20 protein-coding genes are annotated in these 25,997 nt (G+C 68.9%); 8 read left to right on the forward strand and 12 right to left on the reverse strand.

Features of this window, described 5'->3' with window-relative positions:
• Positions 1 to 82: 82 nt before the first annotated feature.
• Entirely contained in the window at positions 83 to 2,272 is a 2,190-nt protein-coding gene (locus AC3WR5_RS23770) for a prolyl oligopeptidase family serine peptidase (RefSeq protein WP_492487624.1), read from the reverse strand.
• A gap of 140 nt (positions 2,273 to 2,412) precedes the next feature.
• On the reverse strand, positions 2,413 to 2,979 hold the full coding sequence (locus tag AC3WR5_RS23775) for a YaeQ family protein (RefSeq protein ID WP_141289077.1): 567 nt from the start codon (positions 2,977 to 2,979) through the stop codon (positions 2,413 to 2,415).
• A gap of 171 nt (positions 2,980 to 3,150) precedes the next feature.
• On the opposite strand from AC3WR5_RS23775, the gene AC3WR5_RS23780 reads away from it, so the two are divergent.
• Positions 3,151 to 4,704 carry a methyl-accepting chemotaxis protein gene (locus tag AC3WR5_RS23780; protein ID WP_492487626.1) on the forward strand — a complete coding sequence of 518 codons (1,554 nt, stop codon included), beginning with the start codon at positions 3,151 to 3,153 and terminating at the stop codon, positions 4,702 to 4,704.
• Positions 4,705 to 4,707: 3 nt separating this feature from the next.
• Here the strand turns inward: AC3WR5_RS23780 and AC3WR5_RS23785 are convergent, their stop codons facing one another.
• Both AC3WR5_RS23785 and AC3WR5_RS23790 read right to left on the reverse strand, forming a co-directional pair.
• The gene (locus tag AC3WR5_RS23785) at positions 4,708 to 5,208 is read right to left on the reverse strand and encodes a nuclear transport factor 2 family protein (RefSeq protein ID WP_492487628.1); all 501 of its coding nucleotides are present in this window, start codon (positions 5,206 to 5,208) and stop codon (positions 4,708 to 4,710) included.
• A 9-nt stretch (positions 5,209 to 5,217) separates the two neighbouring features.
• Positions 5,218 to 6,327: an oxidoreductase gene (locus AC3WR5_RS23790; RefSeq protein ID WP_492487629.1), complete on the reverse strand. Its 1,110-nt coding sequence runs from the start codon at positions 6,325 to 6,327 to the stop codon at positions 5,218 to 5,220.
• Positions 6,328 to 6,489: 162 nt separating this feature from the next.
• Between AC3WR5_RS23790 and AC3WR5_RS23795 the strand changes: the two genes are divergently transcribed.
• Positions 6,490 to 8,559, forward strand: a complete 2,070-nt coding sequence (locus AC3WR5_RS23795; RefSeq protein WP_492487631.1) for a M3 family metallopeptidase — start codon at positions 6,490 to 6,492, stop codon at positions 8,557 to 8,559.
• Here AC3WR5_RS23795 and AC3WR5_RS23800 read toward each other — a convergent pair.
• Entirely contained in the window at positions 8,475 to 10,223 is a 1,749-nt protein-coding gene (locus AC3WR5_RS23800) for a DEAD/DEAH box helicase (protein WP_231012752.1), read from the reverse strand. The genes AC3WR5_RS23795 and AC3WR5_RS23800 overlap by 85 nt on opposite strands.
• A 571-nt stretch (positions 10,224 to 10,794) precedes the next feature.
• On the opposite strand from AC3WR5_RS23800, the gene AC3WR5_RS23805 reads away from it, so the two are divergent.
• Together AC3WR5_RS23805 and AC3WR5_RS23810 are read left to right on the forward strand one after the other, a co-directional pair.
• Complete coding sequence (locus AC3WR5_RS23805) at positions 10,795 to 11,961, forward strand: GGDEF domain-containing protein (RefSeq protein WP_492487634.1); 1,167 nt, start codon at positions 10,795 to 10,797, stop codon at positions 11,959 to 11,961.
• Positions 11,962 to 12,212: 251 nt separating this feature from the next.
• Entirely contained in the window at positions 12,213 to 14,477 is a 2,265-nt protein-coding gene (locus AC3WR5_RS23810) for a TonB-dependent receptor plug domain-containing protein (RefSeq protein WP_492487636.1), read from the forward strand.
• 90 nt (positions 14,478 to 14,567) lie between these two features.
• Here the strand turns inward: AC3WR5_RS23810 and rsgA are convergent, their stop codons facing one another.
• Positions 14,568 to 15,644 carry a ribosome small subunit-dependent GTPase A gene (gene rsgA, locus AC3WR5_RS23815; protein WP_492487638.1) on the reverse strand — a complete coding sequence of 359 codons (1,077 nt, stop codon included), beginning with the start codon at positions 15,642 to 15,644 and terminating at the stop codon, positions 14,568 to 14,570.
• A 349-nt stretch (positions 15,645 to 15,993) separates the two neighbouring features.
• Here rsgA and AC3WR5_RS23820 point away from each other — a divergent pair, with 349 nt between their 5' ends.
• Positions 15,994 to 16,224 (forward strand): RNA-binding S4 domain-containing protein, encoded by a 231-nt coding sequence (locus tag AC3WR5_RS23820; RefSeq protein ID WP_141289488.1) that lies wholly within the window; start codon positions 15,994 to 15,996, stop codon positions 16,222 to 16,224.
• A 14-nt stretch (positions 16,225 to 16,238) separates the two neighbouring features.
• Here the strand turns inward: AC3WR5_RS23820 and AC3WR5_RS23825 are convergent, their stop codons facing one another.
• From AC3WR5_RS23825 to AC3WR5_RS23840, 4 genes are all read right to left on the reverse strand, one after another.
• Complete coding sequence (locus AC3WR5_RS23825; protein WP_492487640.1) at positions 16,239 to 16,802, reverse strand: peroxiredoxin; 564 nt, start codon at positions 16,800 to 16,802, stop codon at positions 16,239 to 16,241.
• A gap of 79 nt (positions 16,803 to 16,881) precedes the next feature.
• Entirely contained in the window at positions 16,882 to 18,207 is a 1,326-nt protein-coding gene (locus AC3WR5_RS23830) for a M20/M25/M40 family metallo-hydrolase (protein WP_492487642.1), read from the reverse strand.
• Between the two features lie 157 nt (positions 18,208 to 18,364).
• Complete coding sequence (locus tag AC3WR5_RS23835; RefSeq protein WP_492487643.1) at positions 18,365 to 19,738, reverse strand: sigma-54-dependent transcriptional regulator; 1,374 nt, start codon at positions 19,736 to 19,738, stop codon at positions 18,365 to 18,367.
• Positions 19,739 to 19,847: 109 nt separating this feature from the next.
• Positions 19,848 to 21,632: a sensor histidine kinase gene (locus AC3WR5_RS23840; protein ID WP_492487644.1), complete on the reverse strand. Its 1,785-nt coding sequence runs from the start codon at positions 21,630 to 21,632 to the stop codon at positions 19,848 to 19,850.
• 189 nt (positions 21,633 to 21,821) lie between these two features.
• On the opposite strand from AC3WR5_RS23840, the gene AC3WR5_RS23845 reads away from it, so the two are divergent.
• The 3 genes from AC3WR5_RS23845 (at position 21,822) to AC3WR5_RS23855 (ending at position 23,902) form a co-directional block, all read left to right on the forward strand.
• Positions 21,822 to 22,934, forward strand: coding sequence for a porin family protein (locus AC3WR5_RS23845; protein ID WP_492487646.1), 1,113 nt, complete (start codon positions 21,822 to 21,824; stop codon positions 22,932 to 22,934).
• An 11-nt stretch (positions 22,935 to 22,945) separates the two neighbouring features.
• Positions 22,946 to 23,413 (forward strand): type 2 periplasmic-binding domain-containing protein, encoded by a 468-nt coding sequence (locus tag AC3WR5_RS23850; RefSeq protein WP_492487648.1) that lies wholly within the window; start codon positions 22,946 to 22,948, stop codon positions 23,411 to 23,413.
• Positions 23,414 to 23,593: 180 nt separating this feature from the next.
• Entirely contained in the window at positions 23,594 to 23,902 is a 309-nt protein-coding gene (locus AC3WR5_RS23855; RefSeq protein ID WP_141290242.1) for a hypothetical protein, read from the forward strand.
• On the opposite strand, the gene AC3WR5_RS23860 is transcribed toward AC3WR5_RS23855, so the two are convergent.
• Together AC3WR5_RS23860 and AC3WR5_RS23865 are read right to left on the reverse strand one after the other, a co-directional pair.
• Complete coding sequence (locus tag AC3WR5_RS23860; protein WP_492487650.1) at positions 23,857 to 25,077, reverse strand: choice-of-anchor X domain-containing protein; 1,221 nt, start codon at positions 25,075 to 25,077, stop codon at positions 23,857 to 23,859. The genes AC3WR5_RS23855 and AC3WR5_RS23860 overlap by 46 nt on opposite strands.
• Before the next feature lie 12 nt (positions 25,078 to 25,089).
• Complete coding sequence (locus tag AC3WR5_RS23865; RefSeq protein ID WP_231012760.1) at positions 25,090 to 25,989, reverse strand: hypothetical protein; 900 nt, start codon at positions 25,987 to 25,989, stop codon at positions 25,090 to 25,092.
• Positions 25,990 to 25,997: the final 8 nt, after the last annotated feature.

The raw sequence follows: 25,997 nt of genomic DNA on the forward strand, positions 1-25,997 counted from the left end.
CGTCTATCGGCCCCGCAGCTGCCTGACTTGAGCCAGGGGTCGGCGCCTGGTTCGGGCGCCGACGCCGGTTGTCACCGGCAGTTCAGCTTCCCGTGCCTGCCTTGGCCGGGCTGCCCAGCTGGGCCCACAAATACGCAAATTCCAGCGCCTGGCGGTCGGCCAGCTGGGCGTTGTCGGCCGCACCGCCGTGGCCGCCTTCGATGTTCTCGTAGTACAGCACCGGGTGGCCCTGCGCCATCATGCGGGCCGCCATCTTGCGCGCATGCCCGGGGTGGACGCGGTCGTCGCGCGTGGAGGTGACGAAGAAGACCCGCGGGTAGTGGGTCTTCTGGTGCACGTTCTGGTACGGGCTGTACTTGGAGATGAAACTCCATTCGGCCGGGTCGTCGGGGTTGCCGTATTCGCCCATCCAGCTGGCGCCGGCCAGCAGCTTGTTGAAGCGCTTCATGTCCAGCAGCGGCACCTGGCAGACCATGGCGTTGAACAGGTCCGGCCGCTGCATCATCACCGCGCCGACCAGCAGGCCGCCGTTGCTGCCGCCCTGGATGCCCAGTTGCTGGCGGGTCGTGATGTTGTTGGCCAGCAGGTCTTCGGCAACGGCGATGAAGTCGTCGTAGCTCTTCTGCTTGTGCGACTTGATGGCCGCCTGGTGCCAGGCCGGGCCGAACTCGCCGCCGCCGCGGATGTTGGCCACCACCAGCACGCCGCCCTTGCGCAGCCAGCCATGGCCCCAGCTGGCCGAGTACCAGGGCTGCATCGAGACCTCGAAGCCACCGTAGCCGTAGAGCAGCGTGGGGTTCTTGCCGTTGGCAATCGCGCCCTGCGGCCAGACCACGAAGTAGGGCACCCTGGTGCCGTCCTTGGACTTGGCAAAACGCTGCTCGACGCGCATGCCGGCGGTGTCGAAAAACGCAGGGCGCGCCTTGATGCGCTCCAGCTGGTCCTGGTCGGCGCGGCCGAGGTAAAGCGAGTCGGGCGTCAGGAAGTCGACGTACGAGACGAAGAAGTGCTCGGCCAGCGGGTCGTCTGCCACCTGCGGGTCGTGCAGCGGCTGGACCTGCAGTGCGCCGGGGAAGGGCGTCTTCAGCTCGCGCTGCTGCCATTCCCCACCTTTTTCATTCGCCACCTTGCGCCAGGCGACGACACGGTTGGCCACGTTGTCCAGCACGTCCAGCAGCACCTGGCTGCGGGTGGTCGACCAGCCTTCCAGCGAGCGGGTGGCGGTGGGCGTGAACAGTGCGGTGAACTGGCGCTCGCCGCGCAGGTAGGCCTCGGCCGGGGCCATCAGCAGCGAGCCGCTGGCCCAGGTGCTGCCACCCACGGCCCAATCGCTGCGCAGCTTGATCAGCAGCGCATCGCGCCAGAACGAGATCTGGGCATCGGCCGGCTTGGCGATCGGCGTGCTCTTGCCGTCGTGCCAGAGCACCAGTTCGTCGGTGAAGAAGTCGGGCGCGCGGCCGAAGACCACGCGCTCGAAGCCAGGCGTGTGGTCGACCGAGATCGAGGCCGCGACGTCGGTCTTCTGCGCCTCGTAGACCGTGCGCGCGGCCGACAGCGGCTCGCCGCGCTTCCAAAGCTTGACCACGCGCGGGTAGCCGGAGTCGGTCAAGGAGCCGGGGCCGAAATCGGTGCCGACGAAAAGGGTGTTCTCGTCCAGCCATTCGACGTCGGACTTGGCCTCGGGCAGCGTGAAGCCGCCTTCGACGAAGCGCCGCGTGGCCAGGTCGAATTCGCGGAGCACGGTGGCGTCCGCCCCGCCGCGCGACAGCGCGACCAGCGCCCGCGTGGACTTGCCGCCCAGCCGCGTGGCCCGGCTCCAGACCCAGTTCTCGTTCTCGGCCTTGGCCAGCGCGTCCAGGTCCAGGATCACGTCCCACTGCGGCTCGGCCTGGCGGTAGCTGTCCAGCGTGGTGCGGCGCCACAGGCCACGCGGGTGGGCCTGGTCCTTCCACAGGTTGTAGAGGTACTCGCCCTCGCGGCTGACCAGCGGAATGCGGTCGCGCGAGTCGAGGATGTCCTTCAGCCGGGTGCGCGTGGCCTCGAAGTCAGGCTGGGCTTCGAGCACGCTGCGCGATGCGGCGTTGTGTTCGCGGACCCAGTTCAGCGCCTTGTCGCCCAGCACGTCTTCCAGCCAGAGGTAGGGGTCCTCGGTGGCGACAGCGGTGGGAGCGACGGCGGCTGCGGCCGCGGAGATGGGATTTTGTGCCATGGCCAGTGGGGTGCCGGCCGCACCCAACAGGGCGAGGGCCTGGCGGCGGTTGAAGTGGGACATCGTCGGGACGCTTGTGGCGGTACAACACCAGCCGCCGGATCGGCGCTGGCACGGAACCGTCATGATAGGACGATGCCGCTTCCTGGTTCGGCGGGGGGGCGGACGAGGCTTGTCGTCGGCCTGGGGTTCCTGGTTCCTGTTCAGCGCTTGGCGTGCAGGCCCTTGAGCAGCTTGGGCTCGACCGTGATGGAACGGCTCGCGTCACCGACCCAGATCTGGCCTTCCTGCACCGTGACCTGCAGCTGCATGGTGCGCTGGGCCAGCGTGGCCAGCTCCTTGCTCTGGTCGGCCGGCACCTGCCAGACCTCCAGGTTGGGCAGTCGAACGACCTTGCCTTCCAGCGCCTGCCACCAGATGGGCACGGCGCTGGCGAAGGCCCACAGCTTGACCACTTCCGAGCGGCCGCAGGCCTTGGCCAGGCGCCGGTCGTCGGGCTGGCCGACCTCGATCCACTGCACCAGCTGGCCGGTCAGGTCCTTCTGCCACAGGTCCGGCGCGTCCGGATCGGACAGGCCGGCGGTGAATTCCAGGTTGCCGCGCAAGTCGTCGGCCGGCACGGAAAGGGCGAACGCCAGCAGCCGCATCATCATGCGTTCGTCGTTTTCGGACGGGTGGCGGGCCAGCGTGATCGCATGGTCGGCGTAAAGCGCGCGGTCCATGTCAGCGATCTGCAGCTGGGCCTTGAAGACGGTGGATTTGATGGCCATGGGGTGCGACAGCGGAACAGCCCGCCCAACGTGAGCGGGGTCCGAAGTGTAGGCGCTGGGCTGCGCAAGCCGCCCGAAGCCTCAAGTTGCGAAAGCCTGAGCCGATAGCCAGGGTATCTACCAATATTGACGCCGGAGGCGATGCCCAGGCATCGAGCAGGCGACCGCATCATGATTTCCTTGCTGCTGAAGTTCCGGCTGCGTGCCCGTTTGTCGCTGTGCCTGGCGGGCGTGACCTTGCTGATGGCGCTGGCCTCTGCGGTGGGGGCCTGGCGCCTGCGCGTGCTGTCGGACGTGGCCGCCGAGCTCGGCGGCGTGGCGGCCGAGCGCGCACTGCTGGCGCGCGAGCTGCACGCCATCGTCGAGATCAGTTCCTTCCGCGCCGAAGCCTTGCTGGTGAGCGATGACAAGGCGCTGGCCGCCCGCGTGGGCGCCGACCGCAAGCGCACCTCGGAGCGCTCTGCCGAGCTGCGCAAGCGCCTCGAATCGCTGCTGGATGACGCGCAGTCGCTGGCGCTGATGAAGCAGATCGACGCCGCAGGCAACCAGTTCCGCGACGTGCGCACCGCATTGGTCAAGCGCGATGCAGAAGGCTCGCATGTGTCGACCGAGGAAATTGAGCAGAAGCTGCGGCCCGCAGCGGCAGCCTATGCGAAGGCGGTCGACGAGTTGGCCAAACACGAAGCTTCGCTGGTCGAAGAGAAGCGGGCCGATGCCGTGGCTTCAGCCCGCACCGGCGAAGCGCTGCTGCTTGCGGGCGTGGTCGCTGGCCTGCTGGCATCAGCCCTGCTGGGCTGGGCGCTGACCGTGTCCATCCTGCGGCCGCTGCAGCAGGCGCAAGCCCTGGCGCGCCGCGTGGCCGACGGCGACCTGACGCCGCAGCGCTGGGACAGCCGCAGCCCGGACGAAGTCACCGCTCTGGTGACCGAGCTGCAGGGCATGCAGGCCATGCTGGCGCGCCTGGTCGGCGAAGTGCAGCAGGCCAGCGAACAGATTGGCACCGCCAGCCGCGAGGTGGCCACCGGCAACCTGGACCTGAGCCAGCGCACCGAGCAGACCGCCAGCAACCTGCAGCAGACCGCCAGCGCGATGGAGCAGCTGACCGGCACGGTGCAGCAGAGCGCCGAGTCGGCCCGGCAGGCGAATGCGCTGGCGGGCAGCGCGACTTCGGTGGCCGCGCGGGGTGGCGAAGTGGTCGGCCAGGTGGTGACGACGATGAACAGCATCAGCGCCAGTTCGCGCAAGATCGCCGACATCATCGGCGTGATCGACGGCATCGCCTTCCAGACCAACATCCTGGCGCTGAATGCCGCCGTGGAGGCGGCGCGGGCCGGTGAGCAGGGCCGCGGCTTTGCCGTGGTGGCCAGCGAGGTGCGTTCGCTGGCGCAGCGCTCGGCGGGTGCGGCGCGCGAGATCAAGTCGCTGATCGGCGCGTCGGTCGAAAGCGTCGAATCCGGCGCGCGCCTGGTGCAGAACGCGGGCGAGACGATGGGCGAGATCGTCAGCAGCGTGCAGCGCGTGGATCACATCATTCGCGAGATTTCGCATGCGGCCAGCGAGCAGAGCACCGGCATCGGCGAGATCGGCCGCTCGGTCAACCAGCTCGACCAGATGACCCAGCAGAACGCAGCGCTGGTCGAAGAGTCCGCCGCCGCGGCGCAAAGCCTGAAGGACCAGGCGCAGCGACTGGCGGATGTGACCGCTCGCTTCCGCGTGGCGGCCTGAACTTCAACCCTTCTTTGCTTCGTCGGCCTGCTTGAGTTCCCACTGCGCCAGGCCGGCCGCGGCCTTGGCGCGCACCTTGGCCTGCAGCCAGCCGCTCCAGCCCATCAGCATGCCAATGGGGCCCAGCGCCTGGCGGCTCCAGCGCCAGAAGTCGAACACATCCACATGGCGCAGCAGCAGGCCTTCCTGCAGCTGCATCTTCGCGGTGATGATGTTGTGCACCGGGCGGCCTGTGCTGCTGAAGGTGTACCAGGCTTCCCATTGCACCGTGGCCTCGGTTTCGGTGCTGCTCAGCAGCTTGTATTCGAGCCGGAAGTCGCGTGCATTGGCGCACAGCATGCGCCACATCATGCCGATCTCGGCGCCGTGCAGGTCGAAGACCGGGTCTGTGAAATGCGCCTGCGGGTGGTAGCAGGCCTGCATGGCAATGCCGTCGCGCCGGGCAAAGGCGTCGTAGAAACAGGTGGCGAGTTCGGCCGGGGTGGCCAGTGGGGTGTTCGGCATCGGCGCAGTTTAGGTGGCAGCAGGCATTGCCGACTCCGGGATTGCCAGGCCCGTGACCGGCAGCGCGTGGCCAGCCTTGGCACTGGCGCGGCCCAGGTCCAGCAGCTGCATCACGGCCAGCGCTTCGGCCGGCGGCACCGGGTTGGCGGCCAGGCCCAGCAGGGCGTCCCGCAGCCCTGCGTAGTAGCGTGTGTAGTCGCCCTGCTGCAGCGCCAGCGACTGCGGCGGCTGCAGTTCGGCCGGCGTGCCGGCCTGCGGCAGCGCGAGCTCTGCATGGCCGGGGTGGCGGCCCCATTGGGCCAGGCGAGCCGGGTCCGGTCGCTGGCCGGCTTTCAGCGCGTCTTCCTGGCCGTCCAGCCCCCAGATGCGCAGGCTGCCCAAGGTGCCGTGCAGCTCGAAGCGCGGGCCGGGCAGGGCCGCCAGTGTGCTGGCTTGAAGCAGCACGCGCAGTCCGCTTACGTAGCCCAGGCGGGCCTGGAACCAGTCGTCTGCCACGGCGCCGTCGCGCAGCGTGGCCAGCTCGCATTGCAATGTGGCTGGCGGGCCGAACAGTTGCAGCGCCTGGTCCAGCAGATGCGGCCCGAGGTCGGCCCACAGTCCCCCACCGGGCGCGGCCGATTCGCGCCAGCGCTGGCGGACCTCGGGCCGGAAGCGGTCGAAATACAAGGCCGCCTGCACCACGCGGCCCAGCCGGCCGTCCTGCAGCAGTGCGGCGGCACTGAGGAAGTCGCCGTCCCAGCGGCGGTTGTGGAACACGCTGAGCAAGCGTTGTTGCCGGGCTGCGAGTGCCACGAGTTCGGTGGCTTCGGTAAGGTCCAGCGCCATCGGCTTGTCGATCACCACCGCCTTGCCGGCCATCAGCGCGTCGCGCGCCAGCGGATGGTGCGTGTCGTTTGGTGACGCGATGACGATCAGGTCCAGCGGCAGCGCGAGCAGCGCAGCAGCGTCCGGCACCACGCTCACATCTGCCCCGAGCACGGTGTTGACCGCCTCGGCTTGAGAGCTGGCCACCGCGGCCAGTTGCAGGCCAGGTGTCGCCTGCAGCAAGGGCGCGTGGAACGTGCGGCCGGCGTAGCCGAAGCCGATCAGGCCGACCTGCAAGGTCTGGGTTGCCGTCATGGCTTGCGAGCCTTCGGTGGCTGCGCGGGTTTCTGTTGCATGGGTTCCTCCTGGCCAGAGCGCCGAGTCTCGGTGCCAAAGCCTGCCGGCACAAGCCCATGGCCGGAGAAGCCAGTTGGGCCGGTGGCATCATCGTTTGCTGCCAAGGAGTGACTGTTCGCCATGAATGCTTCGCCCAATCCCTTGTTGACCGACTGGACCGGGCCGTTTGGCCTGCCGCCTTTCGAGCAGGTGCAGCCCGCGCACTTCGAGCCGGCGATGCGGCAGGCGATGCGCGAAAACCTGGCCGAGCTGGAGGCGATTGCCGCGAACACGGCGCCGGCAGATTTCGACAACACCGTTGCCGCGCTGGACCGTGCGGGCGCCTGGCTCTACCGGCTTTGCTCGCTGCTGGCCAACCTCAGCGCTTCGGCGACTTCAGCCGAGCTGCGCGAGGTGCAGCGCACGATGGCCGCGCCGCTGGCTGCGCACGACAGCGCGGTGAAGATGCATGCCGGCGTGTTCGCCAAGCTGGACAAGCTGCACGCGCAGCGCGAGTCGCTGGCGCTGCTGCCCGAGCAGCGCCGCCTGCTGGAGCGCCTGCACGCCGATTGCGTGCATGCCGGCGCGCGGCTGTCTGCCGTGGCGCAGCCGCGCTACGCGGCCATCATGCAGTCGCTCGCCGAGCGCTGCACCCGCTTTGCGCAGAACGTGCTGGCCGACGAGGCCGGCTACCAGCTGGTGCTGAACAGCGAGGCCGAATTGGCCGGCCTGCCGCCGTTTGTGCGCGCAGCTGCACGCCAGGCGGCCAGCGAGCGCGGGCTGGAAGGCGAGACCTGGGTCATCACGCTGAGCCGCTCGCTGATCGAGCCGTTCCTCACCTTCTCGGAACGGCGCGACCTGCGCGAAACCGCGTGGCGCGCGTGGGTCGGCCGCGGCGAAGTGCCGGGCGAGACCGACAACCGACAGCTGGTGCGCGAGATCCTGCAGCTGCGCCACGCGCAGGCGCAGCTGCACGGCCACGCGAGTTATGCGGACTACGCGCTGGTGGACAGCATGGCGGGCGAGCAGTCTGCAGTGCGCGGTCTGCTGGACGAGGTCTGGCAACGTGCCTTGCCGGCGGCCGAGCGCGAGCGGGGGGCGCTGGTCGCGATGATGCGCAGCCATGGGGTGATGCACGAGCCCATGGGTTGGGACTGGCGTTACTGGTCGGAGAAGGTGCGTCAGGCCCGCTTCGACATCGACGACGCCGAGGTCAAGCCCTACTTCTCGCTGGAGCGCATGGTCGAGGCCTTGTTCGACTGCGCGCAGCGGTTGTTCGGCGTCAGCTTCGAGCCGCGGCCTGACGTGTTGGGCTACCACCCCGACGTCAAGGTCTACGAGATGTTCGATGCCACCGGCCGCAGCGCCGGGCTGTTCCTGCAGGACAACTTCGCGCGCCAGTCCAAGCGCTCTGGCGCGTGGATGAGCGGCTTCAATTACCAGTCGCGCAACCGCGGCGTGAGCCGGCCGCTGATCGTCAACAACAACAACTTCGTCAAGGCGCCGCCGGGCCAGCCCACGCTGCTGTCGTTCGACGACGCGCGCACGCTGTTCCACGAGTTCGGCCACGGGCTGCACGGGCTGCTGTCGGACGTGACCTACCACCGGCTCTCGGGCACGCAGGTGCTGCGCGACTTTGTCGAGCTGCCTTCGCAGCTGTTCGAGCACTGGCTGGGCGAGCCCGAGGTGCTGCAGCGCCATGCGCGGCACTGGCAGACAGGCGAGCCGATCCCGCATTCGCTGGTCGAGCGGCTGCAGAAAGCCCGGCACTGGGGCCAGGGGGCGGAGACGGTGAGCTATTTGGGCAGCGCGTGGGTGGACCTGGAGGTCCATGCGCTGACCGATCCGGACGGACCGGCGGATGTGAGCGCCTTTGAGCGCGAGGCGCTGCAGCGCCTGGGCATGCCGGAGGCGATTGGCATGCGGCACCGGCTGGCCCACTTCCAGCATCTGTTCTCCGGTTCAGCGTATGCCGCCGGTTACTACGTGTACCTGTGGGCCGAGGTGCTGGATGCCGACGCGTTCAACGCGTTTGTCGAGGCCGGCAATCCATTTGACGCGGAGGTGGCGGCACGGCTGCGCCGCCACATCTACGCAGCGGGGGACACGGTGGACCCCCGCACGGCTTACACGTCCTTCCGGGGACGCTTGCCGAAGCTGTCACCGCTGTTGGCAAAACGCGGCTTGCTGGCGCCGGGCTTGCCGGCGTAGGGCGCGCGTTCGCCGCGGTCGGCAAAGGCCGGGCGGTCGTTGTTGAAGGCCGGGCGCTCGCTTTTGAACGACGGACGCTCGCCATTGAAGGCCGGGCGTTCGCTGTTGAAGCTCGGACGGTCATTGCTGAACGCCGGGCGATCGCCACCGAAACCACCGCGGTCACCGCGCGGCGCGAAGCCACCACGGTCGCCGCCGGCATTTGCTGCCTTGCGCTCGAAGTAGCCACCGCCACGCTGCTCGCCGCGGTCGGCGAAGGCCGGGCGGTCGCCGCCGAAGCTGCGCTCGCCTTGCGGGCGGTCAGCTTGCGGACGGTCGAACGGGCCACGCTCCGGGCGCGGACCGCGCGGTGCGAAGTCGTTGCCACGCGGGCCGGCAAAGCCGCCGAAAGGCTTGTTGCCCTGGTAGCCGCCACCGCCACGGTTGCCAAAGCCACCCTTGCCGCGCGGGCCCATGCCGCCGCGGTCCGGCCGCTGGCCGAACATGTCAGGCGCCGGGCGGCTGGGTTCCAGGCCGGCCACGACGGCGACCGGGATCGGCAGCGTGGTGTAGTGCTGGATGCGGCGGATCATCGACACGTCACGGCGCTCGGCCAGCGTGATCGCACGGCCAGAGCGGCCGGCACGGCCCGTACGGCCGATGCGGTGCACATAGTCCTCGGCCTTCAGCGGCAGGCCGTAGTTGATGACGTGCGTGATGGTCGGCACGTCGATGCCGCGGGCGGCCACGTCGGTGGCGACCAGGATGCGCACATGGCGCGAACGCAGGCCTTGCAGCACGCGGTTGCGGCGGCCTTGCGGCATGCCGCCGTGCAGCGCGGCGACCGAGTGGCCCATTTCGTTCAGGCGGTCGGCCAGGCGGTCGGCGTCGATCTGGGTGCTGGTGAAGACAACGGCCTGGTCGACGTCGCGGTCGGTCAGGATGTGGTCCAGCAGGGCATGCTTGTGGTCGAGGTCATCGGCCCACATGATTTCCTGCGAGATGTTCTCGTGCTTCTCGGTGTGGTTGGTGATCTCGATGCGCTCGACATCATCCTTCTGCAGGCGCTGGGCCAGGCGGCCGACTTCACCGGCGAAGGTGGCGCTGGCCATCAGGGTCTGGCGGCCGGCGGGCAGCTGCTCGGCGATGTGCTCGATGTCTTCGATGAAGCCCATGTCCAGCATGCGGTCGGCTTCGTCCAGCACCAGCATCTCGACGTTTTCCAGCACGGCCTTGCCGCTGCCGATGTGGTCGATCAGGCGGCCCGGGGTCGCGATCAGGATGTCCAGCGGGCTGCGCAGGGCCTTCAGCTGCGCCGGGTAGGGCACGCCGCCGACCACGCTGGTCACGCTCAGGTAATTGACGAAACGGCCGTAGCTGGAAGCGGCCTTGGCCACCTGCATCGACAGTTCACGGGTGGGCACCAGCACGAGGATGCGCGGGCCGCGCACTTCGCCCTTCTTGGGCTTCTGGGCCGGGTCCTGGCGAGCGGCCAGCACCTTCATCAGGGCCGGCAGCACGAAGGCCGCGGTCTTGCCGCTGCCGGTGTTGGAGCACACGCGCAGGTCACGGCCTGCAAGCGCGGCCGGAATGGCTCGCGATTGCACGTCGGTGGGGTTTTCATAGCCGGCGGCGGTCAAGGCGCGCACCAGGGCCTCGTCGAGGCCCAAGGTTTCAAAAGTCATGGATTCGATCCTCAGCGGCCGTCCGTTGCACAGTTGGCAACCAGCTTGGGCACGCGGTGGGGCATAAAAACATCGCCACCGACCGCGTCTGCCAACGATCCGATGCACCGCAAAGTGCAAAGGCCAAAGGCAAGACCTGCTACAACGCTCACCCCAAAAGGGCGGCACCAAAACCGGGAGGTCGAAGGGGATGGACGAAATCCGACGGGCGCATCGCTTTGCGCGACACAACGGGTGGGCTGGAAAATACCCGGTTCTTGCGAACCTGGCCCCGGCCGTTTGCTGCCCATCACCGTGAAGTGGTTGGCGGCCTGCCGGGTCTTGCCTTGTTGCGTTCACGCTGCCAAGCACACCACGCTGTTGAGGCGCTTTTGAGCTTGTACAGACGGCTGCAGTCGTCGAAGCTGTGGATTCTAGCGTAAACCCTGAATCTTTGCACCCCTTTTCCTGCGCTCCAATGCGTGATTAATCTCACGGTGCCGAGGCAGGCTGGCAACGTGTTGCGCTTGTGGCCTGCCGTGGGCTGTTCCCATCCTTTTGCAACCCCGGGGCGGAGTCCGCACCAGCCGCCATGACGCTGCACATCCCGACCCTGATCGCAGCCTTGACACTGGGCTTCCTTCTGCTCGCGCTGCAGATGGGGCTGTCCAGGCCGAGCTGGCGCGACCAACCGGCAATGGCTTGCTGGGTCGCAGGCAACTGGGCAATGGTGGGTGGATTCCTTGCGCTGATCGCGCGCGCCTGGGTGCCGCTGCCGCTGTCCGTGCTGATCGGCAACCTGCTGCTGTGCCTGGGGGCCGGGCTGTTCAGCCAGGCCGTCTGGGTCTTCGTGACAGAGCAGCCCCTGCCGCTGGCCTTGCGCTGGGGCTGGCTGGCTGCCGCGCTGCCCATCCTGGCCATGCTGGACTGGCCGCTCAGCCAGCGCACTTCGGTGCTCTCGCTGGTCTATGCCGCCTGCCTGTTGCCGGCGGTCTGGCTGGTCTTCCGGCACAGGGCTGCGGCCGAGCGCTCGCTGTTGATGGTCGGCACCGGTTTTGCGCTGACGGTGCTGGCCCTGGTCTGCCGGGCCTGGCACGCCTGGTTCCACCCTGCCGACTACCAGGCCCTGACCCAGCCCAGCCTGGGCCAGGGCCTGACCTTCCTGGCCGCTTTCCTGACGCTGATGACCACCGGCTGGGGCTTTCTGCTGGCCGGCATGGAGCGCACCGCGCAGCGCCTGGAAGTGCTGGCCACGCACGACGGCCTGACCGGCTGCTTCAACCGAAGCACCGCCGATGCCCTGCTGCAGCACGAACTGCAGCGCGGCCAGCGCGACGAATTGCCGGTCGCCTTCGTGCTGATGGACCTGGACCACTTCAAGCACATCAACGACAACCACGGCCACCGCGCCGGCGACGAGGCGCTGCGCCTGTTCGCCGAGACCGTGCGCTCGCGGCTGCGCGCGTCCGACGTGTTCTGCCGCCTGGGCGGCGAGGAGTTCGGCCTGATCCTGCCGGCGACTGACGAGGCCGGTGCGCGCCGCCTGGCCGAGGACGTCCTGCGGGCCACGCGGCTGATCGGCCTGCACGGGGCCGACGGCCAGCCGATCGAGGTCGCGTTTTCGGCCGGGCTGGTGGTGGCTGGCAGCGACAGCCGCTGCAATGCCGATCACCTCTACCGCCAGGCCGACGCGGCGCTGTATGCCGCCAAGCGCGCCGGCCGGTGCCAGATTGCGCTGGCGCAACCGGCCTCCAGCTGAACAGCAGGTTGCGCCGCCGCAGCGTTTACAAAGCTTCACGGCCCGCAGGTACCATTCCTTGCCATGGGCGCAGGCCGGTCGGGTTCGGCCGCTGCTGCGCCGTGTCAGCGCGTCGGCCTGCCCGCAGCCGCCAGCTTCGCCGCCCGCGCCAGCCTCCTCTTTTCGCCGTTCGCCTTGGCACCCGGCCGTGGCCGCAGTTGTTGCGGCCGGTCGACCGTCCGCGCGGGCGGCCTTGCCAGCGTTGCCCCTCCATGCTTCATCAAAGCCGTGCTCCTTTCGCCCTCAAACGCCTGCCGCTGGCGCTGAGCTGCGGCCTCTGGCTGGCCGCTGCAGGCCTGCATGCCCAGACCGCGCCCACCGAGCCGACGCCGCCTGCAGCCGAAGCGACCCTGCCTGCCGCCGCCGGTGCCACGCAAAAAGTCGAGATCAACGGCGCGCGCACCAGCGACACAGAGCAGCGTCGCCGGTCCACCGCGTCGAAGATCATCGTCGGCCGCGAGGAGATCGAGAAGTTCGGCGACAGCACCGTGGGCGACCTGCTCAAGCGCCTGCCGGGTGTGACCATTGGCGGCACGCCGGGCCGCGGCGGCCAGATCCGCATGCGCGGCCTGGGCAACGGCTACACCCAGATCCTGCTGGACGGTGAGCGCGTGCAGGGCGGCCTGTCGCTGGACTCGCTGGATCCGGACCAGATCGAGCGCATCGAGATCATCCGCGCGCCCACGGCCGAGACCGGCGGCCGCGCGATTGGCGGCACCATCAACATCATCACCCGCGAAGGTTTCACCCGGAAGCTGAACGACCTGAAGGCTTCGGTGGCCTATGAGAACGGCCGCGTGCAGCCGCAGCTGAACTGGTCCCGCGAGGACAAGTTCGAAGCGCTGGGGCTGGACTACAACCTCAACGTCGGCGTCAACCGGCGCGACACCGACGACAAGTCGGTGGTCACCACCACCAGCCCGACCAAGGACTACACCGAGACCGACACCTCGCGCAGCCAGCGCACCGGGGTGAGCCTCGGCGGCAAGCTGCAATGGAAGCTCGATGGCGGCGACTCGCTGCAGGTGATGCCGTTCATCGTGCACTCCGAGGGCGACAGCGACAAGACGGGCCAGGTGATCGGCACGGCGGTGCCGGAGCTGCCGTTTTCGACCAGCCGGAGCCATTCGGACAGCAGCCTGACGCTGGGCCGGCTGAACAGCATGTACAAGGCGCAGATCGGCGATGGGCGGCTGGAAGCCCGCGTCGGCCTGGGCATGTCGCGTAGCCTCAGCAACACCCATCGGGTCGAGCAGGACAGCGAGGACGCCACGGCAGGCAACGGTGGCGTGGCCACTTTCGACGACCGCAACTTGTCGCGCGAGCGCAGTGCCAGCCTGAACACCAAGTATTCGCTGCTGCTGGAAAACGGCCACAACATCGTCTCGGGCCTGGAGCTGGACCGCGCGCACCTGAGCCAAGACCGCACGCAGCTGCAAGATGGCGGCCCGCTGCTGGACGCCGATGGCCAGCCGGTCAGCGACCCCGGCGACAACCTGCAGGCGCGCAGCATGCGCACGGCCGTCTACAGCCAGGACGAGTGGACCATCGACCCGCATTGGTCCGCCTACGCCGGCCTGCGCTGGGAGGGCATCCGCACGCACAGCGAGGCGCCGGACGACAAGCTGGGCACGGTCGTGGGCGACAACAGCTCCAGCGTCTGGACGCCGCTGCTGCATGCGGTGTGGAAGCCCGAGCCCAAGGGCCCGGACCAGGTCCGCATGAGCCTGACGCGCAGCTACCGCTCGCCACCGCTGGCCAACCTGATTGCCAGCACCTCGTATTCGAAGCACAACGACCCGACCAGCCCGGACCGCATCGGCAACCCGGACCTGAAGCCCGAGCTGGCCACCGGCATCGACCTGGCCTACGAGTACTACCTGCCCGGTGGCGGCATGGTCAGCTTCAGCGCGTTCCGGCGTGACATCCAGGACCTGATGCGCACAGTCTACTTCTCGCGGCTCAACCCGGACGGCAGCAAACAGTACTACTCGCAACCGCAGAACATCGGCGACGCGATGACGCAAGGCGTGGAGATCGACGGCAAGCTGCGCCTCACCGAGCTGTGGCCCGACGCGCCCGCGGTGGACCTGCGCGCCAATGCTGCGCTGTACAACTCCAAGGTCAAAGGCGTGCCTGGCCCGAACAACCGGCTGGACCAGCAGGCTGCTGGCTCGTTCAACCTCGGCGGCGACTACAAGCTGCCTGGCACCCCGCTGACCCTTGGCGGCAACTTCAACTGGCAGCCCGGCTACACCACCCGACTGGCGGACGACCAATATGCCAAGCAGAACGCCAAGCGGGTGGTGGATCTCTACGCGATGTACCAGCTCAGCGCCACCGCCCGGCTGCGGCTGACCGCCAGCAACCTGGCACCGCGCGAGAATGACACCGAGAGCATCGTCGGCGACCAGACCGTGGCCACCCAGTCCCAGAGCTACCTCAATTGGCGCCTGGGTCTGGAACTGAAGCTCTGAAGTCTGCCCCAAGGCCCGGGCCGGGCCCGGGCCGCCCCCCGAGGGGAGCAAGTTGCCTTGGGACGGCCCGGCGGCAACTTCTTCTTCGGATCAGCCGCGCTTGGCACGAATCGCGACTTTCGCCTCGCGTCCTCGTGCCTTCCACACAGCCAGCTGTTCGCGCCTGTCCTGCAGCGTCAGCTCGTGGCGCTGGGCCTCGCGTTGCAGCTTCTGGTAGCTGAGCAGTCGCTCGGGCGCGATCATCGGGCGCACCGCGCAGCCGGGTTCGTCGCGGTGCTCGCAGTCGCGGAAGCGGCAGTTCGGTGCGAGGCGGGCCACGTCGTCGAAGGCGCTGTCCAGTTCGTCGCCGCCAGCGTCCAACTGAAGGCCGCGCAGGCCCGGCGTGTCGATGATGCAGGCGCCTTCGGTGCACCAGTGCATCGAGCGTGCGGTCGTCGTGTGCCTGCCACGGCCGTCGCCTTCGCGTGCGGGGCCGGTGGACTGGCCCTTGTCGCCGGTCAAGGTATTGGTCAGCGTGCTCTTGCCTGCGCCGCTGGAGCCCAGCAGCACCAGGGTCTGGCCGACCGACAGCCAGGGCCTGAGCGGCTCGGCGGCTTCCGGGGTCAGGCCATTGACGGCGACCACCGGCACGGTTGCACCGAGGCTGCCCAGGTGCTGGCGCACGGCGCGCAGCCGGCTGGCAGGGTCCGGGTGCAGATCGGCCTGCGTCAGCACGACGACCGGCTGCACGCCGGCCAGCCGCACCAGCGCCAGGTAGCGGTCCAGCCGCCGCAGGTTGAAGTCATGGCCGCAGGTCATCACCAGCAGCGCGCTGTCCACATTGCTGACCAGGGCCTGGCGCCGGCCGCTGCTGTCGCGGCGCAGCAGCCGGTTCAGCGGCGGCACGCGGGCGGCGACCCAGCTTTCGCCGGGCGCCGTGTCGCGCACGGTGACCCAGTCGCCTACCACCAGTTGCTCGTCCTGCATCTGCAGGGCCAGGCGCAGCGTGGGCCAGAGTTGCGCGCGTTGCGGCTGGTGGCCGTCGTGCAGCGTGAAGCGGTCGCGCTGGACCTCGGTGATGCGCATCAGCCGGTCACCGGCTTCGTGGGGAAGGGAAAGGCTTTGCGCCAGCAGCGCTTGTTGCAGGCCGATGCGACGCAGGGCCTCGAAATCGATGGTCTCGATCATGGGTGTGTCTGAAATCCGTTGGGGCTCGACAGCCGCGCGCAGCAGGCGTGGCGCGGCGAAACACCGCCAGCGTGTGGCGGTGAACGGGCTGTGCGGCGAGCGCCGCGACGGATCAGACGGGGAGGGAAACGATCAGCAGGCTTGGCTGCGGATCAGGCGGGCCGCAAGGCGCGGCCGACGAAGAAGGCGAGGTCCGGATTCCGACGCGGCGCTCAGCAGGCAGCCGTCAGGGCGGGGGTGCGGTGGGTATTCGTCATGCTCAGCCTCCTGCAGGTCGGTGGATCGGAAAACAGTGAGGCGCGACTGTCGCGCCAGTCGGCCGCGATGTCAAGCAGGGACAATGCGGCCCATGGACAACACCCACATCGACTTCGAACTGCGCGGCGAATACATCACGCTGGACGCCTTGCTCAAGGCCACTGGCCTGGCGACCAGTGGCGGCCATGCCAAGCAGCTGATCGCCGACGGCCAGGTGCTGGTCGACGGCGCGACCGAATTGCGCAAGACCTGCAAGATCCGCATCGGTCAGCAGGTGCAGCTGGGCGATGGCCGCATCACCTTGCGGGCGGCCGAGGTCTAAGAGCCTGAGCCGGTTCAGGGGTTCGGATTGGCCGCGCGCCAGGCCTGCACGGCTTTCATCATCGCGGTGACGTGTTCTTCCGGGTCGCCGGAGACCAGTGTGTCCAGGATCTGGCCGCGCGGGCTGATGGCAAACGAGATGCGGTCGGCCACGTCGGGCAGCAGCGTCAGGCCCACGCCGTAGGCCTTGATGGTGCGCGACTCCGGGTCGGCTGCCACAGCAAAGCTGTTGCGGCATTCTTCGACCGAGAAGCGCTGCAGGGTTTCGAGCGAATCGCGTGACATGCCGATCACCGTGGCGCCCAGCGCGGAGAACTTCGGCGTGGCCTCGGCGAACAGATGGGCTTCCAGCGTGCAGCCGCTGGTGAAGGCCTTCGGAAAGAAGTACAGCACCACCGGGCCCTTCTTCAGTGCCCCGGAAAGCGAGAACTTGAAGGGCTGGCCGCCCAGCGCGGCGTCGGCGTTGAAGTCCGGGGCCTTGTCGCCCGGAGCCAGTGCGGCCTTGGCCTGACCGACCACGGCCAGCGAGGCCACCAGCACACAGCCCAGCATGCCCAGGCATGCACGACGAACCCACATTGGCTCACTCCAGGTGATGCGATGGCCCGCCGTGCGGCCCCCGGCGGGGGCCTCTGCACGGTACCGCCCGCTCAACCCATCAGGGCTTCACGGTCGGACCATCGGTGCCGAGCTCGACCCCGAAGGCCAGCGTCAGCTTGGCGAATTTTGCCGCATCGCTGGCCTGGTTGCCCATGTTGGCCAGCGTGTCGTTCGCCGAGTGGATGTAAGGGTTGTCGTCGGTGAACGCGGCCTCGAACGGCAGCGAAGCGGCGTAGCCCTTGCCGTACCACGAGGCATGGTCGGAGCAGCCATAGCCGCACTTGTCGTAGCCCACGGTCAGCGTCGGCAGGTAGGTCGAAGCCAGGTTGGCCAGGAAGGTGTTCTGCGCGCCGTTGGTGTAGTCGGTGTAGATGTAGATGTCCTTGGCGCTGCCCTGGTAGTTGGTCATGTCCAGTTGCAGCACGCCCACCACCTTCTTCAGCTGGCGCTTGTAGGCCTTGGCAATTTCAGCCGAACCCAGCAGGCCTTCCTCTTCGGCGGCATAGCCCATGAACTGGATCGTGCGGCGCGGCTTGTAGTTGTTGGCCACCATCACGCGCAGCACTTCGGTCAGCGTGGCGATGCCGGAAGCGTCGTCATCGGCGCCGGGTGCGCGGGTCTCGTTGGTCACCTTGCCGGAAACGATGGAGTCCAGGTGGGCGCCCATCACGACGATTTCCTTGGGCTTGGCCGTGCCCTTGATGGTCAGGATGACCGACTTCTGCGGAAAGCTGGCGTGAGTGAACTGCTCCACCGTGATGTCGCTGCGGGTGCCGGCCAGGGCCTTCCACATGGCCATGATCTTGTCCGAGGCCGCCACGCCGTAGGTGCTGGTGTAGTAGCGGTTCTGGAAGTCCGACAGGGTCTGGATGGTCGACAGGATCTGGCTGTCCTGCACCTGCGTGATCATCGGCGCGACCTGATCCTGGTTGTCGATGGTGTAGCTCGGCACCACGACCTTGCGGGCCAGGCTTTGCGCTTCCTGCTGCGCGTTCAGCGCGCTGAAGGCCTCGGCGCGCGAGGCATGGGCCACGAAGCCGGCGCAGCGGTGCGTGTCGGTGTGGATGGCTTCGCTCAGTGCGGGCAGCAGCGCGTTGTCGATGTGCACCACATGCACCAGCTCGCGGCTTTCCTGCAGTGCGGCGCTGTGGCTGCCGGGCTTGGGCGTCTGCATGATCCATTCGCGCTGCGCTTCGCTGCGCACGTCCGGGTCAATTCTGCGCAGCAGGCCGAAGGCCTGTTCGCCCAGCGTGATCCAGGTCTGGGATTGGGCCGTGGCGGCGGCGGGCGCGGCCTGGGCGGTGGTGGCCAGCAGCGGCGTGGCCAGCATCAGGGCGGCGGCCAGGTGGGTCAGGCGCAGGGCGGGGGAGACGAAACGGAGCATGGCGAACCTCGTGAGTTGGAATCGATGCTCGCGCGCGCCGGGTGGGCGATGCGCTGGCACCGTGGACTTGGTCGTGCCGCAGGGTTTTGTGACCTTTGTGCGACAACAGGCGCCGCGAGTATGTCCACGCCGCGCCGGCTGCCCATCCCTAGTCCACTCAGTCTGTTGGATCCGCTTGCACCGACTTGCCGCGGCCGAGCTTGTACCAGAGCGCCCGTTCGCTGATGCCCAGCTTCGCAGCGGCCTGGCGCTTGTTGTCGTGCGTCTGCAGCAGCGCACGCGCAATCAGCCGCTGCTCCAGCGCTTCGACCGCGCTGCGCAGGTCCAGCGTGTCGCCGAGTGGCTCGTCGGCCGTGGGCGCGCTCAGCGCCGCAATGGGTCGCGTCAGGTCCGCCGGCAGGTGTTGGACTTCGAGCTGTTCGCCGCGGCCCAGCACCAGCGCGCGCTGGACCACGTTGTCCAGCTCACGCACATTGCCCGGCCAGGCGTAGCCCTGCAGGCAGGCCAGCGCCTCGGGCGACACGCGGATGCGCCGGCCCTGGCGCGCCGCGAGGTGGCCGACCAGGCCTTCGATGTCCTCGGTCCGTTCGCGCAGCGGAGGCAGCGCCAGCGAAAACACATTGAGCCGGTAGTACAGATCCTCGCGCAGCCGGCCTGCGCGGATGGCCTCGCGCGGGTCGCGGTTGCAGGCTGCGATCACGCGCAGGTCCAGCGCCATGCTGTGGTTGCTGCCCAGCCGCTCCACGCTGCCCTCCTGCAGCACACGCAGCAGCTTGGACTGCAGCGCGATCGGCATCTCGGTGATCTCGTCGAGGAAGATCGTGCCGCGCGAGGACAGCTCGAACTTGCCGACCCTGTCCTTGGCCGCGCCGGTGAACGAACCCTTCTCGTAGCCAAACAGCTCGGCCTCGACCATGTCGGCTGGCAGCGCTGCGCAATTGACCGCGACGAAGAGTTCGCCGGCCCGGTCCGAGGCCTGGTGGATCGCGTGCGCGGCGACTTCCTTGCCGGTGCCGGTTTCGCCGGTGATCAGCACCGAGGCGCGGGTCGGCCCGACCTGGCGGATCTGCTCGAACACGCTGGCCATGGCCGCGCTGCGGCCGAAGAAGCCACTCACCGGCCTGCCGGCCTGTTCGCGCAGGAAGTCGTGCTGCACGCGCAGCTTCTCGCGCGACAGCACGCGCTGCATCGCCAGCTCCAGCACGTCCAGGTCCACCGGCCGCAGCAGGTAGTCGTGCGCGCCCAGCTTCAGCGCCTTGACCGCCGTCTCGATCGAGCCTTGCGCGGTCATCACGATGGTCGGCACGCTGAGCTGGCGCGCGGCCATTTCCTCCAGCAGGCCGATGCCGTCCAGCACCGGCATGCGCAGGTCGGTCAGGATCAGGTCCACATGCTCGTGTTCCAGCAGCTCCAGTGCCTGCCTGCCATCCACCGCGACCAGCGCGCGGTGGCCCAGCTGGCGCAGCATGATCTCCAGCACGCGGCGCATGTGCGCCTCGTCGTCGACGATCAACACGGTGGAAGGTGTCATGTCTGCCCCTCGTCCGCGGCATACCGCATCCGATCCCCCGAGGGGATGCGGGCCGGCTTGGGAGCGGCCCGGCGCTCGGCCCGCGGCGCGGTGTTCGAGCGAAGGTGTTTCATGCGAGGTCTCCCGGCAAGGCTGCCTGCACCCGCGGCAGCCGCAGCGTGAAGGCCGCGCCGCCCAGCGTGCTGGTGCCCACGACCATGCTGCCGCGATGCGCGTGCACGACCTGTCGCACCACGGCCAGTCCCAGCCCGATGCCGCCTTCGCGGCCGGACACGAAGGGATCGAAGATGCGCTCGGCCAGCGCGGGGGGAATGCCGGGTCCGTCGTCGCCGCAGCTCAGCGTCACGCCGTCGCCATCGTCCGCGGTGGACAGCAGCACCTGGCCGTCCGCGCCCGCGGCTTGCGCGGCGTTGCTCAGCAGGTTGAACACGGCTTGCATCAGTTGTTCCTCGTCGGCCTCGATCTCTGCCTGCGTGGCCAGCAGCGACAGTGTGACCTTGGCCTGGGCGCTGCCCGCCTGCTTCAGTGCGTGCATCTGCACGCAGCGCTGCAGCAGCGCGTGCAGGTTGCAGTGCGCGAAGTGCGGCAGGCGCGGGCGGGCGGTGTCCAGCAGGGTCGTCACCAGGGTGTTCAGGCGCTGGGTTTCGGAGTCGATGAAGCCCATCAGCTCGCGTGCCTCGTCGCCCAGCTGCGGGTCGCGCTTGAGCACCTGGGCCGACGAGCGCAGGATGCCCAGCGGCGTGCGCACCTCGTGGCCCAGCACGGCGGCCAGTTCGCCCAGCATCGCCATCTTCGAGGTGCGCACCAGCTCCTGGCGCGAGCTGGCTAGCTGGCGCGTCATGTCCGCATAGGCGCGGCCCAGCGTGTCCAGCTCGGCAATGCGCGAGCGCACCGGCGCTTCATCGGGCGTTGCGGTGCGGCGCTGTGTCCGGGCGGTCAGCAGCGCAATCGGCCGGGCGATGGCCGAGGCGATCCAGGTTGAGGCCAGCAGGGCCGCCAGCAGCACCGCCAGCAGCAGGCCGACGAAGATCCAGGCCATCTCCACGACAGGCTGCAGCGCGGCGTCCAGTGGCTCCAGCACCAATGTGGTCCAGCCGGTGCCGGCGAAGCCGGGCCTGGCCTGCGAATGGCTGCGGCCGGCCAGCATCGCGCCTTGCGGCAACTGCAGCTGGGCCTCGCTGGATGCGGCCGCTTGGCGCGCCCATTGGCGGCCGGCGGCGCTGGGCCAGTTGCTGCCACGCAGGCCTGCCGAGGCGGCCACCCAGCGGCCTTGCGCGTCGACCACGACGATCTCGCGACGGCCCGCAGCGGCCGTGTCCAGCAAGCGGTCGATCTGGCGCGGATCGAAGTTCAGGCGCATCTGCATGGCCGCTGCGCCGGGCTGCGCATAGGCCTGGGTCACGGGCGTGTCGATGACGAGTTCGGCGCGGCCATCGTTTGTCGGTGCGGCCAGGTAAAGCTGTGCAAAGCCGCCTGGCAGGCGGGCCTGCACCGAGAGCTGCTCGGGTGACAAGGGCGCAGCCTGCCGGCCGATGCGCTGGGCGCTTGCGCTGGCCAGCACCTGGCCGTCGTCGCGCTGGCAGTCCAGGCTGGTGTAGACCTCGCCGTAGCCGCGCTGCAGGCCCACCAGGTAGTTGCTCACGCGCTTGTCCACATCACCCAGCGCCAGGTCCTGCATCAGCTCCGAGCGGCTCCACACCAGCGCGTTCTGGAAGCGCTCGAACAGCATGGTGTCGATGTCGGTCTGCAGCGTGCCGGCCTGGGCCGCGAGGCTGCGCTCGATCTGCGCCGTCATCGCGCTGCGCGTGCGGCTGAAGCTCAGCCAGGACAGCGCGGCGCTGGGCACCCAGGCCAGCAGCAGGAAGGCCAGCAGCAAAGTTCGGCGTAGCGTCAAGACAGCGGGAGCTCAGCGGCTGGGCGGAGAGAAAAATCAGGCGGCATGAAGGTTGCGGCATGCGCCTCACGGACAATGGACAAGCACATGATCACGCAAGACGAACGGGCTGCAGGCGCAAGTTTCACGCCACCGCTGGCAAGGCCGCCTGAAGCACCGCAACGTGGTCTGTCTGCGCGGTGCCGGCGATTGTGCATCGGCCTCTTTTCGCCTTTGTTCGCGGTGATGCTGGGCTTGGCAGCGCCTGCACCCGTGCTGGCGCAAGCCCTGCTGCAGGAGCAGCCGCAGCCCGAGACGCTGCCCGATGCGCCGCCGGTGGGCTGGCAGCTGGCGCCAGGCCTCACCGTGTCCGGCTACGCCACCGGCCAGTTCCTCGCGCCGTTGGGCGACACCGATTTGCCCGACAACCCGGGCGACGTGAACAACACCCAGTTCAGCCGGCGCGCGCGCTTCAACCTCAGCCACCTCAGCGCCATCGCCTGGTGGGAGCCTGCGGCGGACTGGAAGTTGCTCGGCGAGATCGACCTGCAGAACATTGCCCAGCTGCCGTCCGGCAGCGGCGCGCAGTACGGTGCCGCGGCCTCGGCCTACGTGGCGCTGGAGCGCGTCTATGCCGACTACCGCGCGACCGACGCGCTGACACTGCGCGCCGGCAAGTTCCTCACGCCCATCGGCCACTGGAACCAGGACCATTCCGACCCGCAGACCTGGACCGTGCTGCGCCCGCTGATCTCGCAGGCCGCGTTCCCCACCAGCGTGACCGGCCTGATGGCCTTTGGCAGCTTGCCCATGGCCGATCAATGGCTGGACTACCAGCTCTATGCCTCCAACGGCGGCGAATGGCGGCCCAGCCCGTGGACGCATCCGTTCGACTCCGCGTTTGGCGGCCGGCTGTCCACCTCGCTGAACCCGGACTTCAAGATGGGCGTTTCGCTCAGCCGCTTCTTCGAGCGCGAGACGCCGGGCAACGAATTCCTGCTGGCGGGCGTGGATGCCGCATGGACGCTGGGCCGTGCCGAGCTGAGCATGGAGGCCATGCATCGGCGCAGCCCGGGCGGGCAAGGCGGCGAACGCGGCTGGTTCCTGCAGGGCGCGTTGCCGGTGGCGGGGCGCTGGTGGCTGACCGGCCGGCAGGAGTACTACCGGCGCGACGTGGATGGCTGGTCCAGCCGCTCGACGCTGATCGGTGCGGTCTACAAGGGCGTCGACCACTGGACCTTCAAGATCGAGTGGGTGCAGCTCTCGGCGCGGGTGGTGGGCCAGCCTGCGGGCCTGCTGTCCTCGCTGACACTGGCTTTTTGATCGCAGTGCCCATGCGCCTTGCCCTCGCCTTGCTGCTGTTGCTCTGGCTGTCGTTCGCCGGTGCACCGGCGCGCGCGGCCGAAGGCGGCATTGCGGTCGTGGTCGGCAAGCTGCCGGGTGCGCCCACGGCGTTGGGCCGTGCCGAGCTGCTGGGCATCTACGGCCGCAAGCGCGAGCTGTGGGACGACCGCACGCCCATCGTCGCGATCAACCTGCCGGCCTCGCATCCGCTGCGGCGCGACTTCTCGCTGTGGCTGTTCAGGCGCACGCCGCAGGACCTGCAGTCCTACTGGAACGACCAATACTTCCACGGCGTGTTGCCGCCGCCGGTGCTGGCCTCGGAAGAGGCGGTGCTGCGCTTCGTGGCCGCCACGCCGGGGGCGGTGGGCTATGTGTCGCTGTGCGCGGTGGACAAGCGGGTGGACGTGGTGGCCGTGCTGCCGGCGAGCGAGCCGGCGGCGGCCTGCACGCCGCATTGAGCACCCCGTCCAAGCGCGCAAGTTTCTTCACACCGTGCGCAAGTTCTTGCGCACTGCATTGCGCACAGCTCGCAGTTTCAGACCGGTTCGGCCTGCGTCAGGCCCTGGCAGCGGGTGTTGCGCGATGTGGTCTGGAGATTGCAGTTGTGCAGGCATCCAAAGCCACTGTGGGCCCCTCCGATGAAGCCTGATCTGCCCCTCGAATCGATTGCCCAGCGGCGCGTGTTTTCCACCAGTGCCGACGTGGACGGCCGCAGCCACGTCGGCTTCTATGCCGTGCAGGCCGACATGCTGACCGCGTGGATCCCGCAGCGCGGCAGCCGCACCGCGCGCCTGGGCCAGCACTTCGCGCCGGCGGTCGCGCGCGAGCTGATCGTGGAGATCGTGCGCGAATGCCCGCAGCGTTTGGACGATGGCGTGCTGGCCGAGCCGCTGTCGCTGGCTCAGGGGCCAGCCACTGTCGCCGGCTCGCTCAGCTGGCGCAGCTGAGCCTCGGCCTGGGCCACGTCCTTGTCGTATTCGGTCAGGTAACGGCTGCGTTCCTCGCTCTGCCATTCGGCACTGGAGAACTCGGCCAGCACGTGGGCGCGCGTGGTGTAGACCTTGCCTTCGCGCGCGGCCAGCAGCGCGCGGTCGGGGAAACGGTCTTCGTGCAGCAGGAAGCCGGTCACGTCGCGCAGCGTCAACGGGAAGGCCGGCTGGCCGTCGCGCAGCAGCTTGCCGAAGACCGGCAGCGCCAGTTCGCGCGTGCCCGCGGCCAGCGTGTCGTTGAAGCCCACCAGCGCAAACGGCTTGCCGTTGGCGTCGTCGACCCGGCCGCTGATCACGTAGCGGCCGGCCTGCTGCACCTGCAGCTTGAGCAGCAAATTCAGCGAGCCGTCCTGCACCGCCTCGCGCGCGCCGGGCAGCCAGGTGGCGGGTGCGGCGGGCGTGTAGATCACGTCGAAATACGCATAACCCGCCTGCTCGCCGGACTGCAGCGACAGCTCGATGCGGATCAGCCCGTCCAGCTCGGCAAAGCCTTGCGTCGCGGGCTGCCAGCGCAGCGTCAGCTCGCCGTCGCCGGCCTGCGTGTCGCCGTTCTGGCCGTCGTCACGGAAGCTCACGTCGACCTGCCCGTAGCGGCTGGCGCGCTGCTGGCCTTGCGCTGCTTCGTGGGCGATGGCGCGGGTCACGGCCAATGGCAGCGGCTGGCCGGCGTCGTCCACCGCGGCCACGCTGAGCCGCACGGCTTCGTCGCCCTGCAGGTAGATGCGGTCCTGCGAGGTGCGCAGCTGGAAACCGTCCCTGGCCGGCGCGCCTGGCATGCGCAAGGGCATGGTTTCCTGCACCGGCCGGCCGGGGTGCAACTGGTCGCCATGTTCGGCGGCGGGGCGGGATTCGGGCGGATAGCGCGTGGCCGCGGCATACGCGTCCCGCACCTCGCGGGCGCGCTGCAGGCGCTGCTGCCACAGCGCGCGCTGGGCCGCGAGCTCGGCCGGGTCGCGCACGCGGCGCGGGCCCAGGCCGGCGGCAGGCGCTGAGCCTGGCGGCGCGACGGCGGGCGCAGCCATGGCGACGGTGGTGGGCGCTGGCTCAGGCGTGGCGCTGCCGGCGGCCAGCCACCAGCCCGTGCCCAGCAACCCGGTGGCCGCCAGCGCCGCGATCATGCGCCGTCGATTCATCTCGGCTCGGCCTTACTGGGCGTTGGTCACCATGTCCTGGCGCATCAGCGAGGTGATGCCGGCCCAGTTGCCGTTGGTGTAGTGGTTGTAGGCCTCGTTGTTGTCGCGGAAGCTCACCGAGTGGTAGCTCCACTTGGTGCTGCCGCCTTCGTTGGCCGTGGTGCCGAGGTTCAGGTCGTTGCAGAACCAGTCCGAGGGGTTGCACAGTGACTGCCCGCCTGTCCCCGAGACGCCGCCGCTGGAGTGGTAGGCAATGGCCTCGTCGTCCTGCCCCGGCAGCACCGCGGAATACAGTGTGCCGCTGGCGCCGGCGTACATGTAGAACCACTTGCTGCGGGTGCTGTTGTGGTCGTACATGGCCCGCGCGGTGGCAGTCTTCAGGTCCGACACCAGCGGCTCGCTGAGCGCCCAGTCACCGGCATTGGCCAGCTCGGAGCCACCGGCCGCGCCGCCGGCAATGTCGATCCATTTGATGTTCCAGCCGGTCTGGGTGCTGCTGCCCGCGTTGCTGCAGGTGCCGTCGGCCGCGGGCGTGGCGTTCTTCACGCTGCGGGTCGAACCGCCGTACATCGCCAGCGTGTAGCCCATCATCAGGTCGCCCGCGCTGTGCGCCGCCACGTAGCACCAGTTGCTGCCGGTGCAATAGCAGTCCAGCGCGTTGCGCACCAGGTAGTTTTGGTCCGAGATGTGGTTGTAGCCATCCCAGTTGACCGACTTCTTGTTGACGCCGGCAGCGGTGCTGGCCGGGCCCCAGTAGGTGAAGTCGGCATAGTTGCCGAGCTGGCCGCCGCCGGTGCGGCCGTTGACCCACAGCGCGTAGTTGGTGGCTCCCGCCAGATGGGCCACGCCCATCACCGCCAACAAGGCGGCGGCGCCCAGCGCCCAGCGTTTCGTGCGTCCATGTCCGGCCATGCTTCGAG

Source organism: Ideonella sp. FW305-24 (assembly GCF_058788035.1).

Excerpts from the sequence above, each read along its gene's own strand:
- AC3WR5_RS23770 (WP_492487624.1), bottom strand. The coding sequence starts at position 2,272 with ATGTCCCACTTCAACCGCCGCCAGGCCCTCGCCCTGTTGGGTGCGGCC.
- AC3WR5_RS23775 (WP_141289077.1), bottom strand. The coding sequence starts at position 2,979 with ATGGCCATCAAATCCACCGTCTTCAAGGCCCAGCTGCAGATCGCTGAC.
- AC3WR5_RS23780 (WP_492487626.1), top strand. The coding sequence starts at position 3,151 with ATGATTTCCTTGCTGCTGAAGTTCCGGCTGCGTGCCCGTTTGTCGCTG.
- AC3WR5_RS23785 (WP_492487628.1), bottom strand. The coding sequence starts at position 5,208 with ATGCCGAACACCCCACTGGCCACCCCGGCCGAACTCGCCACCTGTTTC.
- AC3WR5_RS23790 (WP_492487629.1), bottom strand. The coding sequence starts at position 6,327 with ATGACGGCAACCCAGACCTTGCAGGTCGGCCTGATCGGCTTCGGCTAC.
- AC3WR5_RS23795 (WP_492487631.1), top strand. The coding sequence starts at position 6,490 with ATGAATGCTTCGCCCAATCCCTTGTTGACCGACTGGACCGGGCCGTTT.
- AC3WR5_RS23800 (WP_231012752.1), bottom strand. The coding sequence starts at position 10,223 with ATGACTTTTGAAACCTTGGGCCTCGACGAGGCCCTGGTGCGCGCCTTG.
- AC3WR5_RS23805 (WP_492487634.1), top strand. The coding sequence starts at position 10,795 with ATGACGCTGCACATCCCGACCCTGATCGCAGCCTTGACACTGGGCTTC.
- AC3WR5_RS23810 (WP_492487636.1), top strand. The coding sequence starts at position 12,213 with ATGCTTCATCAAAGCCGTGCTCCTTTCGCCCTCAAACGCCTGCCGCTG.
- rsgA (WP_492487638.1), bottom strand. The coding sequence starts at position 15,644 with ATGATCGAGACCATCGATTTCGAGGCCCTGCGTCGCATCGGCCTGCAA.
- AC3WR5_RS23820 (WP_141289488.1), top strand. The coding sequence starts at position 15,994 with ATGGACAACACCCACATCGACTTCGAACTGCGCGGCGAATACATCACG.
- AC3WR5_RS23825 (WP_492487640.1), bottom strand. The coding sequence starts at position 16,802 with ATGTGGGTTCGTCGTGCATGCCTGGGCATGCTGGGCTGTGTGCTGGTG.
- AC3WR5_RS23830 (WP_492487642.1), bottom strand. The coding sequence starts at position 18,207 with ATGCTCCGTTTCGTCTCCCCCGCCCTGCGCCTGACCCACCTGGCCGCC.
- AC3WR5_RS23835 (WP_492487643.1), bottom strand. The coding sequence starts at position 19,738 with ATGACACCTTCCACCGTGTTGATCGTCGACGACGAGGCGCACATGCGC.
- AC3WR5_RS23850 (WP_492487648.1), top strand. The coding sequence starts at position 22,946 with ATGCGCCTTGCCCTCGCCTTGCTGCTGTTGCTCTGGCTGTCGTTCGCC.
- AC3WR5_RS23855 (WP_141290242.1), top strand. The coding sequence starts at position 23,594 with ATGAAGCCTGATCTGCCCCTCGAATCGATTGCCCAGCGGCGCGTGTTT.
- AC3WR5_RS23860 (WP_492487650.1), bottom strand. The coding sequence starts at position 25,077 with ATGAATCGACGGCGCATGATCGCGGCGCTGGCGGCCACCGGGTTGCTG.
- AC3WR5_RS23865 (WP_231012760.1), bottom strand. The coding sequence starts at position 25,989 with ATGGCCGGACATGGACGCACGAAACGCTGGGCGCTGGGCGCCGCCGCC.